General features: G+C 72.7%; 9 protein-coding genes. 2 read left to right on the top strand and 7 right to left on the bottom strand.

Annotation, left to right across the window (positions count from 1 at the left end; translation table 11 throughout):
* Nucleotides 1–421 precede the first annotated feature (421 nt).
* The gene (locus OG519_RS25500) at nucleotides 422–1,411 is read right to left on the bottom strand and encodes a 2-hydroxyacid dehydrogenase (protein WP_405588317.1); all 990 of its coding nucleotides are present in this window, start codon (nucleotides 1,409–1,411) and stop codon (nucleotides 422–424) included.
* 48 nt (nucleotides 1,412–1,459) lie between these two features.
* On the opposite strand from OG519_RS25500, the gene OG519_RS25495 reads away from it, so the two are divergent.
* Complete coding sequence (locus OG519_RS25495) at nucleotides 1,460–2,452, top strand: aldo/keto reductase (RefSeq protein ID WP_405588314.1); 993 nt, start codon at nucleotides 1,460–1,462, stop codon at nucleotides 2,450–2,452.
* A gap of 213 nt (nucleotides 2,453–2,665) precedes the next feature.
* Nucleotides 2,666–3,859: a PQQ-dependent sugar dehydrogenase gene (locus OG519_RS25490; RefSeq protein WP_405592986.1), complete on the top strand. Its 1,194-nt coding sequence runs from the start codon at nucleotides 2,666–2,668 to the stop codon at nucleotides 3,857–3,859.
* Here OG519_RS25490 and OG519_RS25485 read toward each other — a convergent pair.
* The 6 genes from OG519_RS25485 to OG519_RS25460 all read right to left on the bottom strand — a co-directional run bounded on the left by OG519_RS25485 (nucleotide 3,852) and on the right by OG519_RS25460 (nucleotide 12,643).
* Entirely contained in the window at nucleotides 3,852–6,137 is a 2,286-nt protein-coding gene (locus tag OG519_RS25485; protein ID WP_405588311.1) for an MMPL family transporter, read from the bottom strand. The two genes, OG519_RS25490 and OG519_RS25485, sit on opposite strands and share 8 nt — an antisense overlap.
* A gap of 211 nt (nucleotides 6,138–6,348) precedes the next feature.
* Complete coding sequence (gene gatB, locus OG519_RS25480) at nucleotides 6,349–7,857, bottom strand: Asp-tRNA(Asn)/Glu-tRNA(Gln) amidotransferase subunit GatB (protein ID WP_405588308.1); 1,509 nt, start codon at nucleotides 7,855–7,857, stop codon at nucleotides 6,349–6,351.
* Between the two features lie 21 nt (nucleotides 7,858–7,878).
* Nucleotides 7,879–8,145, bottom strand: a complete 267-nt coding sequence (locus tag OG519_RS25475) for a hypothetical protein (protein ID WP_405588305.1) — start codon at nucleotides 8,143–8,145, stop codon at nucleotides 7,879–7,881.
* The gene (gene gatA / locus OG519_RS25470; RefSeq protein ID WP_405588302.1) at nucleotides 8,142–9,635 is read right to left on the bottom strand and encodes an Asp-tRNA(Asn)/Glu-tRNA(Gln) amidotransferase subunit GatA; all 1,494 of its coding nucleotides are present in this window, start codon (nucleotides 9,633–9,635) and stop codon (nucleotides 8,142–8,144) included. Before gatA ends, OG519_RS25475 begins: the two co-directional genes overlap by 4 nt.
* A gap of 2 nt (nucleotides 9,636–9,637) precedes the next feature.
* Nucleotides 9,638–9,934: an Asp-tRNA(Asn)/Glu-tRNA(Gln) amidotransferase subunit GatC gene (gene gatC, locus OG519_RS25465; protein WP_386426281.1), complete on the bottom strand. Its 297-nt coding sequence runs from the start codon at nucleotides 9,932–9,934 to the stop codon at nucleotides 9,638–9,640.
* 528 nt (nucleotides 9,935–10,462) lie between these two features.
* A complete protein-coding gene (locus tag OG519_RS25460; RefSeq protein WP_405588298.1) occupies nucleotides 10,463–12,643 on the bottom strand; it encodes a putative bifunctional diguanylate cyclase/phosphodiesterase in 2,181 nt (726 codons plus the stop codon).
* Nucleotides 12,644–12,679 lie beyond the last annotated feature (36 nt).

Raw genomic sequence — 12,679 nt, 5'->3', positions numbered from 1 at the left:
GGGGTGGCGTCAACCAGCCGCCCCGCACAGACCAACGGCACCGGCGGCACCGGTGGCGCTGCAAGGACTGGTGGCGCTGCAAGGACTGGTGGCGCCGCGAGAATCGGCGGCACCGCGCGGACCGACAGGACGGCCCGGACCGATTGGACCGGCCGGACCGGCGGTGGGATGGTCAGGTGTGCGCGGAACATCGCCCGTCGCCCCCCTTTGCTTGTTCGTCGTTCACAGCGCCGCGCTCGCGTGCTCACAGCCGCCGCGTACCCCCCGATCCGGACGATACACCAGGATTGTCACTCAGGGATAGGGCTTCTCTACTGTGTGTAACCATGGCGAGGGGTGGCGAATACGGCCCGCAGTCACCCCGTGCCATCGGGCGCGCGAGCCGGTACGGGCCAGTATGGGCCAGAGACGAACCGCCGGGTCAGCTCGTGGCCACGATGTTCTCCAGCGGCGCCCCGGCGGCGAAGCGGTTGAGCTGGGCGCGGATCAGCCGGCTCGCGCGGGGGCGGAACGCCGAGCTGCTGCCGCCGACATGAGGGCTGATCAGCACGCCGGGCGCGTGCCACAGCGGATGCCCGGCGGGCAGCGGTTCCGGGTCGGTGACATCGAGTGCCGCGGTGAGTCGGCCCGACTCGGTCTCGGCCAGCAGCGCCTTGGTGTCCACGACCGGGCCGCGGGCCACGTTCACCAGCAGGGCGCCGTCCTTCATCCGGGCCAGGAAGGGCGCGTTGACCAGACCGCGGGTGTGTTCGGTGAGCGGGGTGGTCAGCACCACCACGTCGGCCACCGGGAGCAGCGCAGGCAGTTCGTCCATGGCGCGCACCGGCCCGTGCGGCCCGGTCCGCGCGGTGCGGGCCACCCGCAGTATCTCGCACTCGAAGGGCGCCAGGCGGTCTTCGACGGCCGCGCCGATCGAGCCGTATCCGATGATGAGCACGGTCCGGTCGGCGAGCGCCGGGTAGAAACCCGAGTACCACTTCTCGTTGTCCTGGCCGCGCACGAAGCGGGGGATGCCGCGCAGCGAGGCGAGGATCAGTGTGAGCGCGAGTTCGGCGGTGCTGGCCTCGTGGACGCCGCGGGCGTTGCACAGCCGGACGCCGGGCGGGAGGTCGGCCAGGTGGGGCGTGATGTCGTCCACCCCGGCGGTGAGGCTCTGCACGACGCGGACCGAGCGCATCCCGGCCAGCGGGCGGGTGCCGACAGCGGCGCCCTTCATATAGGGGACGACGTAGAAGACGGCCTCCGCCGGGTCAGCGGGGAAGCCGTCACCGGTACCGTCCCAGAACACATAGCGGAAGGCGTCCGGCAGCTCGCCGAGTTCGGCGAGCGGCAGCGACACCCACACCTGAGGACGGTCGTCTGCCGTCGCGGCGGGTTTCGGGAGGCTTTGGCCTTGGGTTGAATCGGTCATGGTCAGGAGGCTATGGCACAGTGGGGCCGCGCAAGGGAGGTCACTCGGGTGGAGCGCAGGACGGTCGGGGCGGGGGCACTCCACGTGGGCGCGGTCGGCCTCGGGTGCATGCCGATGAGCTGGGCGTACAGCGCCTCGCGCCGAGGCGGCGAGGAGTCGCTGCGGGCGGTGCGCACCGCGCTCGACCACGGGACGACGCTGCTCGACACGGCGGACATGTACGGCCCTTACACCAATGAGCTGCTGCTGGGCCGGGTGTTGAAGGAGCGGCGGGCCGAGGCCTTCGTCTCCACCAAGTGCGGACTGCTCGTCGGCGAGCAGCACATCGTGGCCAACGGCCGCCCCGGATACGTGCGCCGGGCCTGCGACGCGTCGCTGCGGCGGTTGCAGACCGACACCATCGACCTCTACCAGCTCCACCGGGTGGACCCCGAGGTCCCGGTGGAGGAGACCTGGGGCGCGATGGCGGAGCTGGTGGCGGCCGGGAAGGTGCGCGCGCTCGGCCTGTGCGCGGTGGGGGCGCGGGGCAACCGCCGCACCGGCGCCGCGCTGTACGACGAGACGATCCGTCATCTCACCCGCATACAGCAGGTGTTCCCGGTCTCCGCGGTACAGGCCGAGCTGTCGGTGTGGGCCCCGGAGGCGCTGGACGAGCTGCTGCCGTGGTGCACGGCCCACGCGGTCGGCTTCCTGGCCGCGATGCCGCTGGGCAACGGTTTCCTCACCGGCACCCTCACTCCGGGCGGCGGCTTCGAGCCGGACGATCTGCGGGCCAGGCATCCGCGCTTCACCGCCGAGATGATGGCAGCGAATCAGCCGATCGTGGTCGGCCTGCGGCGGGTCGCGGAACGGTACGGTGCCACGGCCGCGCAGGTGGCCCTCGCCTGGACGCTGGCGCAGGCGCCCACGGTGGTGCCGGTGCCGGGCGCGAAGTCGGCGCGCTGGACCGCGGAGAACGCGGGGGCGGCCGGACTGACGCTGAGCGCCGCCGACTTGGCGGAGATCGCGGAGCTGCCGGCCGCCCGGGGGTCGTGGGACTGACCGGCTCGCCGGGTGCCGGGAGCGGAGGCGGGGGCGGGGGCGCCCTACGACGCCGGCCGCATCACCCGATCGGCCGGCCGGCCGCGGCCGGCCGCGTGGCCGGGCGGGAACGGCGGGCGCGTCGGGGCCGATGTGTGGTGTGCTGGTCGGGTGAGCACCGTGAAGGCAATCGTCCGCCCCGCCGCCGCCCACCGCCGGGCCCCCGCACTGGGGATGGCCGCCGCGGGCACCGCGGCCGTACTGCTGCTGGCGGGCTGCTCGTCCGGTGGATCGTCCGCGCCGCACGCGACCGCCACCACCGCCGGCACCGCCACCACCACCGGCACCGTGTCACCTGGTGCCGCCCCGTCCGGTACGGCCGCGACCTCCGCCGCCGCGCCGGGCGCCGGCCCCTCGGCCGCGCCCGCCAAGGGCACCGCGAAGGTGGTCGGCACGGTGGCGACCGGTCTTCGCGCCCCGTGGGGCATCGCCCTGCTCCCCGACGACGCCCTGCTGGTGGCCTCCCGGGACGACGGGCGGATCTCCCGGGTCGACCTGAGGACCCACAAGGTCACCCCGGTCGGCACGGTCCCCGGCGTCGAGCACACCCAGGGCGGGGAGAACGGCCTGCTCGGGCTGGCCCTCTCGCCCGACTTCGGCGCCGACCACTTCGTCTACGCGTACCACAGCACCGCCTCCGACAACCGCGTCGTCCGGATGGCCTACACCCCCTCCCGGGGCCGGGGCGAGCTGCTCGGCGCGCCCGACACGATCCTGCGGGGCATCCCGACCGGCACCCTGCACAACGGCGGCCGGATCGCCTTCGGACCGGACGGGATGCTGTACGTCGGGACCGGCGAGACCGGCAAGCGCGAGCTGGCCCAGGACCTGAGGTCACCGGCCGGCAAGATCCTGCGGATGACGCCCGACGGGAAGGCGCCGAAGGACAATCCGACGCCGGGCTCGCTGGTCTTCTCCCCCGGGCACCGCAATGTGCAGGGGCTCGCCTGGGACGCCGCCGGGCATCTGTGGGCCTCGGAGTTCGGCCAGGACCGGTGGGACGAGCTGAACTTCATCCAGCCGGGGAAGAACTACGGCTGGCCGGTGGTCGAGGGCATCGCCCACCGCAAGGGCTTCGTCGACCCGATCGAGCAGTGGCACCCCGATGTCGCCTCCCCCAGTGGGATCGCCTACGCGGCGGGCTCCATCTGGATGGCGGGTCTGCGGGGCGAGCGCCTGTGGCGCGTCCCGCTGGACGGCACCAGGCCGGCCGCGGCGCCGCAGGCGTTCTTCACCCACACGTACGGCCGGCTGCGCACCGTGGTCGCCCTCGACGACCACACCCTGCTCCTCACCACCAGTAACACCGACGACCGCGGCACCCCGAAGCCGGGCGACGACCGTATCCTCCGGGTCGACGTCACCTGACCCGCCTGAGCTGCGGCACCGGTGCCACCGGTGTCACCGGCCGGTCCGCCGCCGCGACGCTCGTCCACTGGACCGCCGGGACGGCGGCGGGCCGGGGTTCGATCCCGATCCGCGGCAGCCGCCGCTCCAGCCAGCCCGGCAGCCACCAGTTGGCGTCGCCCAGCAGGTGCATCAGCGCGGGCACCAGCAGCGTCCGCAGCACGAACGCGTCGAGTGCGACCGCCGCCGCCAGCCCGATGCCGAACATGGCGATCACCCGGTCCCCGCTGAGCACGAAGGCGAGGAAGACCGCGATCATGATGACCGCCGCGGAGCTGATCACCCGGCTGGTCTCGGCGAGCCCGACCCGCACCGCCCGCCGGTTGTCGCGGGTGTCGCACCACTCCTCGTAGATCCGGCTGACCAGGAACACCTGGTAGTCCATGGACAGGCCGAAGAGCACCGAGACCATGATCACCGGCAGAAACGGCTCGATGGGACCGGCCCGGCCGAGGCCCAGCCACTCGCTGCCCCAGCCCCACTGGAAGATCGTGGTGACGACACCGAAGGACGAGCCGACGGCGGCGACGTTCATCACCGCCGCCTTGAGCGGCACCCCGATCGAGCGGAAGGCGACCAGCAGCAGGAGGCAGCCGAGCCCGACGACGGTGCCGACGAAGAGCGGCAGCTTGCCGACCACGGCGGCGGCGAAGTCGTCGAAGCTGGCCGTGGTGCCGCCGACGTAGACCCGCAGTCCTGTGCCCTGCTCGGCGGTGGGCAGCACGTCGGCCCGCAGGGTGTCGATGAGCCGCGAGGTGGCACCGGACTGCGGAGTGCTGTCCGGGACGACGGTGATCACGCCGACGGCGCCGGACGGGTCGAAGTCGGCGGGGCCGGCCGAGGCGACGCCCGGGATCCCCCGCAGTGCGTCGGGCAGCCGGTCGAAGGCGAGCCGGGCGGCCGCGCTGGGGATGCCGCCGCCGGCGGGCGCGGTGGTCGCCACCAGGGTGAGCGGCCCGTTGGTGCCGGGTCCGAAGCCCTGGGAGAGCAGGTCGTACGCCTGCCGGGTGGTCGATGTGGCCGGTCCGTTGCCCTGGTCGGACGTCCCGAGGTGCAGCGAGAAGGTGGGCAGCGCCAGCACGATCATCACCACGGCGGCCAGCGAACCCAGCACCTTGGGGTGCCGCTCCACCAGGGCCGACCAGCGGACGGCGAACCCGGACGGCGGCTCCGCCGGCGCGTCGTGGCCGCCGTCGGCGAGCCGTCGCTCGGCCAGGGCGCGGCGCTGGCGGCGGCTGAGGGCGCGCGGGCCGATGTACGCCAGCAGCGCGGGCAGCAGGGTGATGGAGGCGGCCACCGTGAGCAGCACGGTGAGCACGGCGGCGACCGCGACGCCGTCGAGGAAGTCCAGCCGCAGGATCAGCATGCCGAGCAGCGCCACACACACCGTGCCGCCGGCGAAGACCACCGCTCTGCCGGTGGTGGCGATCGCCTCCTCGGCGGCCCGGGCGACGCTCAGCCCGCGTTTGAGGGCTCTGCGGTGCCGGGTGACGATGAAGAGCGCGTAGTCGATGCCGACCCCGAGGCCGATCAGCATGCCGAGCATGGGCGCGAAGTCGGCGACGGTCATGCCGTGTCCGAGCAGTTGGATGCCCATATAGGCGGTGCCGCAGCCGACCAGCGCGGTGGCGATCGGCAGCAGCATGGCGGCGAAGGAGCCGAAGGCGAGCAGCAGCACCACGGCGGCCACCGCCACCCCGATCAACTCGCTGAGGTGGGCGCCGGCTCCTTCGGTGGTGCCGATCGCCTGGCCACCCAACTCCACCTGGAGACCGGGCCGTTCGGCCGCCTTGGCGGTGTCCACCAGGGCCTGGGCCTGGCTGCGGCTGATGCTGTCGACGCTGCGGGCGTAGTCGACGGTGGCGTACGCGGTGCGCCCGTCCCGGCTGATCCGGCCGGCGCCGCCGGACGGCTCGTACGGGCCGGTGACCGAGGTGACGCCGGGCAGCGTACGGGTCCGGTCGAGCACCTTCGTCATGGTCCGCTCGACGTCGCCGGCCCGTACGGTGCGGCCGGCCGGGGTGTGCCAGACGATGGTCTCGCTGTCGCCCGCCTGGGCGGGGAACGCCGCCGACAGCAGGCTCGCCGCGTGCCCGGACTCGGTGCCGGGGGCGTCGTACGTCGTGGAGTACGCGGAGCCGGCCGCCGCCGCGGCGGCGGTCAGGCCGACCAGCGCGGTGATCCACAGCAGCACGACGGCGAGGCGGCGGTTGACACACCAACGGGCGACTGCGGCCATCTGGCGATTTCCTCGACTGCTTCCGGTACTTCGGTGAACTGGTGGTGCCTCTGTGATCGAGGTGCGCACCACTGTGCCCGAGGAACATGATCCTTGGGGGGTTTCGTGCCGTTACTCACAAGAGTCGGTTCCGCACGTTTGGTACACATAAGGGCGGCACCCCTTTTCGGGGTGCCGCCCTTATCCGCGACCTACACAACACCGCCAGGCGTCAGCCCTGGACGCCGAGCTTCTCCAGCACCAGTTCACGGACCCGCTTGGCGTCCGCCTGGCCGCGGGTCAGCTTCATGACCGCGCCGATCAGCGCGCCCGCCGCGGCGAGGTTGCCGCCGCGGATCTTGTCGGCGATCGCCCCGTTGGCCGCGATGGCCTGGTCCACGGCGGCGCCGAGCGCGCTGTCGTCGGAGACGACCTTCAGACCGCGCTTCTCGACCACGTCGTCCGGGCCGCCCTCACCGGCCAGCACGCCCTCGATGACCTGGCGGGCCAGCTTGTCGTTGAGGTCCCCGGCCGCGACCAGCGCGGAGACCCGGGCCACCTGCTCCGGGGTGATCGGCAGGCCGGCCAGCTCGGTGCCGGTCTCGTTGGCGTGCCTGGCCAGCTCGCCCATCCACCACTTGCGGGCCGAGGCGGCGTCCGCGCCGGCGTCCATCGTGGTCAGGATGAGGTCGAGCGCGCCGGCGTTGAGCACCGACTGCATCTCGTGGTCGCCGATGCCCCAGTCCTCCTGGAGGCGCTTGCGGCGCAGCCGGGGCAGCTCGGGCAGGCCGCCGCGCAGCTCCTCCACCCAGGCACGGGGCGGTGCGACCGGCACCAGGTCGGGCTCGGGGAAGTACCGGTAGTCCTCGGCCTCCTCCTTGATCCGTCCCGCGGTGGTGGAGCCGTCCTCCTCGTGGAAGTGCCGGGTCTCCTGCACGATGGTGCCGCCGGAGGAGAGCACCGCCGCGTGCCGCTGGATCTCGTAGCGGGCGGCCCGCTCCACGCTGCGCAGCGAGTTGACGTTCTTGGTCTCGCTGCGGGTGCCGAACTTCTCCCGGCCGTGCGGGCGCAGCGACAAGTTGACGTCGCAGCGCATCTGGCCCATCTCCATCCGGGCCTCGGAGACGCCCAGCGCCTTGATCAGCTCGCGCAGCTCGGCGACATACGCCTTGGCCACCTCCGGTGCCCGCTCCCCCGCGCCCTCGATCGGCTTGGTGACGATCTCGATCAGCGGGATGCCGGCCCGGTTGTAGTCGAGCAGCGAGTGCGAGGCGCCGTGGATCCGGCCGGTGGCGCCGCCGATGTGGGTGGACTTGCCGGTGTCCTCCTCCATGTGGGCGCGCTCGATCTGCACCCGGAAGACCTCGCCGTCCTCCAGCTGGACGTCCAGATAGCCGTTGAAGGCGATCGGCTCGTCGTACTGCGAGGTCTGGAAGTTCTTCGGCATGTCCGGGTAGAAGTAGTTCTTCCGGGCGAAGCGGCACCACTCGGCGATCTCGCAGTTGAGCGCGAGACCGATCTTGATCGCGGACTCCACGCCGATCTCGTTGACCACCGGCAGTGAGCCGGGCAGGCCGAGACAGGTCGGGCAGGTCTGCGCGTTGGGCTCGGCGCCCAGCTCGGTGGAGCAGCCGCAGAACATCTTGGTCCTCGTACCCAGCTCGACGTGGACCTCAAGGCCCATCACCGGGTCGTACGACGCGAGCGCGTCCTCGTAGGACAGCAGTTCCGTGACGGTCACAGTGGTCTTACCTCTCAGTCCTCAGTCCGCCAGGATGTCGTCGTCGCCGAGCCGGCGCAGCTCACGGATGAGCAGGGCCACACCGGTGGCGATGGCGGCGGCACTGACGACGGCGTCCACCAGCTTGAGCGTGTCGCTCTCGCCGCGTGCCGCCCTGGCCCGCTTGATGTTGGTGAAGGCGCCGAAGAGCGAGGTGCCGATGGCCAGGTACGTGCCGGGCCGGCTCTTCTTGAAGCCCTTGGCCTTGGCGACCGTGCTCTTCTTGTCACCGCTCTGCTTGGTGCTCATAGCTGGGGTGCCTCCTCGAGTAGCGGGTGGCCCCACTTCGTGACGAAGGCGGCCTCGACGGCCGCGCCGACCCGGTAGAGCCGATCGTCCTTGAGTGCGGGCGCGATGATCTGCAGGCCCACCGGGAGACCATCCTCCGGGGCGAGCCCGCACGGCAGCGACATGGCCGCGTTGCCCGCCAGGTTCGTCGGGATGGTGCAGAGGTCGGCGAGGTACATCGCCATCGGGTCGTCGGCCCGCTCACCGATCGGGAAGGCGGTGGTGGGCGTGGTCGGCGACACGATCACGTCGACCCGCTCGAACGCCTTCTCGAAGTCCCGGGTGATCAGCGTCCTGACCTTCTGGGCGGAGCCGTAGTAGGCGTCGTAGTAGCCGGAGCTCAGCGCGTACGTGCCGAGGATGATCCGCCGCTTGACCTCCGGGCCGAAGCCGGCCTCGCGGGTCAGCGCGGTGACCTCCTCGGCGGACCGGGTGCCGTCGTCCCCGACCCGCAGGCCGTAGCGCATCGCGTCGAAGCGGGCCAGGTTGCTCGAACACTCCGAGGGGGCGATCAGGTAGTAGGCGGCCAGCGCGTAGGTGAAGGACGGGCAGGAGATCTCGACGATCTCGGCGCCCAGGCCGCGCAGCAGCTCCACCGCCTCGTTGAAGCGCTGGACGACACCGGACTGGTATCCCTCGCCGCCGAACTCCTTGACCACGCCGACCCGCAGGCCCCGCACATCGCCGCTGCGGGCCGCCTCGACGACCGGTGGCACCGGGACGTCGACGGAGGTGGAGTCCATCGGGTCGTGGCCGGCGATCACCTCGTGCAGCAGCGCCGCGTCCAGCACCGTACGGGCGCAGGGGCCGCCCTGGTCGAGGGAGGAGGAGAAGGCGACCATGCCGTAACGGGACACCCCGCCGTAGGTCGGCTTGACGCCGACGGTGCCGGTGACCGCGGCGGGCTGCCGGATGGAGCCGCCGGTGTCGGTGCCGATCGCCAGCGGCGCCTGGTAGGAGGCGAGGGCCGCGGCGCTGCCGCCGCCGGAGCCGCCGGGGATCCGGGTCAGGTCCCAGGGGTTGCCGGTCGGGCCGTAGGCGCTGTTCTCGGTGGAGGAGCCCATCGCGAACTCGTCCATGTTGGTCTTGCCGATGATCACCACGTCGGCGGCCTTGAGGCGCTTGGTGACGGTGGCGTCGTACGGCGGGATCCAGCCTTCGAGGATCTTGGAGCCGACGGTGGTGGGGACGCCCTCGGTGGTGAAGATGTCCTTCATCGCCAGCGGCACCCCGGCGAGCGGGCCCAGCGGCTCGCCGGCCGCGCGCTTGGCGTCCACCGCGCGGGCCTGGGCGAGCGCGCCGTCCCGGTCCACGTGCAGGAAGGCGTGCACCTTCTCGTCGACGGCCTCGATCCGGGCCAGGTGGGCCTCGGTCACCTCGACGGCGGTCAGCTCGCCGGACGCGATCTTCGCCGCCGTCTCGGCGGCGGTGAGCCTGATGATGTCGCTCACGGCTAGTCCTCCCCGAGGATCTGCGGGACCTTGAAACGCTGCTGCTCCTGCGCGGGGGCGCCCGAGAGGGCCTGCTGGGGGGTGAGCGACGGCCGGACGGTGTCCGGGCGCATGACGTTGGTCAGCGGCAGCGGGTGCGAGGTCGGCGGTACGTCCTCGCCGGCCACCTCGGACACGCGGGCGACCGCGCCGATGATGTCGTCGAGCTGCTGGGCGAAGTGGTCCAACTCCTCGCCGGACAGCTCAAGACGGGCCAGCCGTCCGAGGTGGGCGACCTCCTCGCGCGTGATGCCTGGCATGCGTTGCGATCCTCTGCGGGGTGAGATGTCGATGGACCCCCAATCCTACGTTCCCCCCACCAACCCCCCGCACCGCCTTTCCGTCCGCGCCCGAAGGGGGCGCCCCCTTCTCCCCGCCGCGGCGGCGGGACGCGGAACGGCGCGGGGCGGCGGTGCCGAACCGAGGGCAGCCGGGCGGCGCGGGCGCGAAGGGCGGGCGGACCCGGGGCGGCCCGGAGCGCGGGCGGAGCCCGGGGCGGGGTGGGCCTAGGCCGTGTCTGACAAATAGCGTCGTCCGCCCGCAGGGCGGGGCCCGCGGTGTCTGGTGCTCCCCCAGACTTCGTCCGGGGGAGCACCAGATCGCAAGGGCGGTGGGGGCACCCCCAGCGGTAGCTGGGGGAGGTCGTCCTCGTAGTGGGCCTACTCGGACGACCCCGACAACGCAGCTGGGGGTACCTCCCAGCGTTAGCTGGGGGAGTGCGTGCCAGACGCCGCGGGGCTGGGGGCACCTCCCAGCGGTAGCTGGGGGAGGGATTTGTCAGACACGGCCTAGGTTGCCGCTGCTCGGCCGGAGGGGCTCGGCTTGGGCTCGGCGATGGCGATCGGGACGGGGGAGCGGGTGGGCCGCTGCCAGCCGCGTTCGCCGCGGGCCCGGAGCCAGGCGGTGGCCTCGGCCGGCGGCATCGCCGCGGCGACCAGCCACCCCTGGACCGCGTCGCAGTGCAGCTCCCGCAGCCGCTCCCACGTCTCGTCGTCCTCGACGCCCTCGGCGACGACCAGCAGACCGAGCGAGTGCGCGAGATCGATCGTGCAGCGCACGATCTCCGCGTCCTCGGGATCCTTCACCAGCCGCGCCACGAACGACCGGTCGATCTTCAGTTCGCTCACCGGCAGCCGCCGCAGATGCACCAGCGACGAATACCCCGTACCGAAGTCGTCGAGCGACATCTTGACCCCGTGCCCGGTCAAGCCGTTGAGCGTGTCCGCCGCCCGCTGCGGATCCTCCAGCAGAACCGTTTCCGTGATTTCCAGCTGCAGCGCCCCCGGCGGCACCTTGTGCCGGGCCAGCCGCGCCGCGACCGCCCCGGCGAAGCCGGGACTGTGCACATCACGGGGCGAGACGTTGACCGCGACCGGCACCTCGAGCCCCATCGCCCGCCACACCGCGATCTGCGCCAGCGCGGTCTCCATCACATACTCGGTGAGCTGCGGCATCAGCCCCGACGTCTCGGCCATCCCGATGAACTCCTCCGGGTTGACCCGCCCCCGCTCCGGATGCACCCATCGCACCAGCGCTTCGAGCCCGGCCACCTGGCCGTCGAACCGCACCTTCGGCTGGTAGTGGAGTTCGACCTGGCCCGAGTCCAGGGCCCGCCGCAGATCGGCGAGGAGCCCCAGCCGGTCGGGGGTGTTGGCGTCCCGCGTCGCCTCGTAGACCTCCGCGCCGCTGCGGTCCCGCTTGGCCTGGTACATCGCCACATCGGCCCGGCGGAGCAGCCCTTCGGCGTCCAGCGCGTGGTCCGGAAAGACCGCGACCCCGGCACTGGCCTCCAGCACCAGGGTCAGACCGTCGAGACTCAGCGGTGAGCCGAGGGCCGCGACCAGCGCTCTGGCCACCCGCTGGGCGCGGGTCGGCGAGTCGCAGTGCGGCAGCAGTACCGCGAACTCGTCGCCGCCGAGCCGGGCCGCCTCGGCGCCGCGCGGCAGCGCCAGCCGCAGCCGGTCGGCGATCTGCACCAGCAGCCGGTCACCGGCGAGATGGCCCAGCGTGTCGTTGACCGAGCGGAACTTGTCGAGGTCGATGAGGACCAGCGCGACCCGCCCCCAGTCGCCGGCCGGACCGACCGCCCCCGGCGCCCCGCTCTCGCCGCCCTCCTTGGCGGCGTCCAGCGCCGTCCAGGTGCGCTCCAGCAGCCACTGCCGGTTGGGCAGGCCGGTCAGCGGGTCCCGCAACTGCTCCTCGGCGCGGGCGTGCGCCATCCACAGCGTGGAGTCCAGCGCGATCAGCGGCACCGCGAAGAGCGGCAGCAGCACCGGCTTCTCGCAAGCGACGACGAGGATCAGCGGGGAGATGCCGAGCAGCGCGCCGCCGACCATGCCCTGGCGCAGCAGCGCGGTGCGGGCGATGCTCGGCAGTCCGCTGCCGCGGGGGGCGAAGGTCCACCAGAGCAGGGCGCGGGTGCCGCTCAGATACGCCAGGGCGGTGACGGTGACGGAGAGAACGGCCGGCATGGACCAGTCGTCGGGCAGCCAGGGGTGCTCCACCGACGGGTACACGCCGAAGAGGGCGAGGGTGACCGCCCCGGCGCCGATGCCGAGGATGTCGATGGCGGCGTGCAGGACGGCCTGCCGCCAGCGGCGCCGGCGGGCGGCGCCCACCAGCAGCACCACGGCGAGGCTCACCAGGACGGCCGGCACCCAGCCGTAGAGCAGCAGCACGGCGAGGGTCAGGGCGGCGCCCGATCCGGTGCCGCCCCACCAGCGGTCGCGGCCCATCGCCACCAGATGGCCGACGATGACGCCGGTGAGGACGGCCAGCGCCCAGCCGATGGTGCCACCGGGGAAGAGCGCGTTGCCGTGCTGGAGCATCCGGATCACACAGACCGTCAGCGCGGCCGCGGCCACCGTCTGTACCGCCACCCGGATGACCGGCCGGGGCACCGCCGGGAGCACGGGCACGGGCTGGCGCCCGGCCAGCGGCGCCCTTGCGGCGCTCTCCGTCGGTTCCATGCCGTCCCTCTCCCAGCCTGGTGGAGCAAGTGGTCC

It is taken from the genome of Streptomyces sp. NBC_01190, assembly GCF_045039895.1.
Classification (GTDB): domain Bacteria; phylum Actinomycetota; class Actinomycetes; order Streptomycetales; family Streptomycetaceae; genus Actinacidiphila.
The sequence above is the reverse complement of the archived record's forward strand: the minus strand, read 5'-3'. Positions and strand labels throughout refer to the sequence as shown.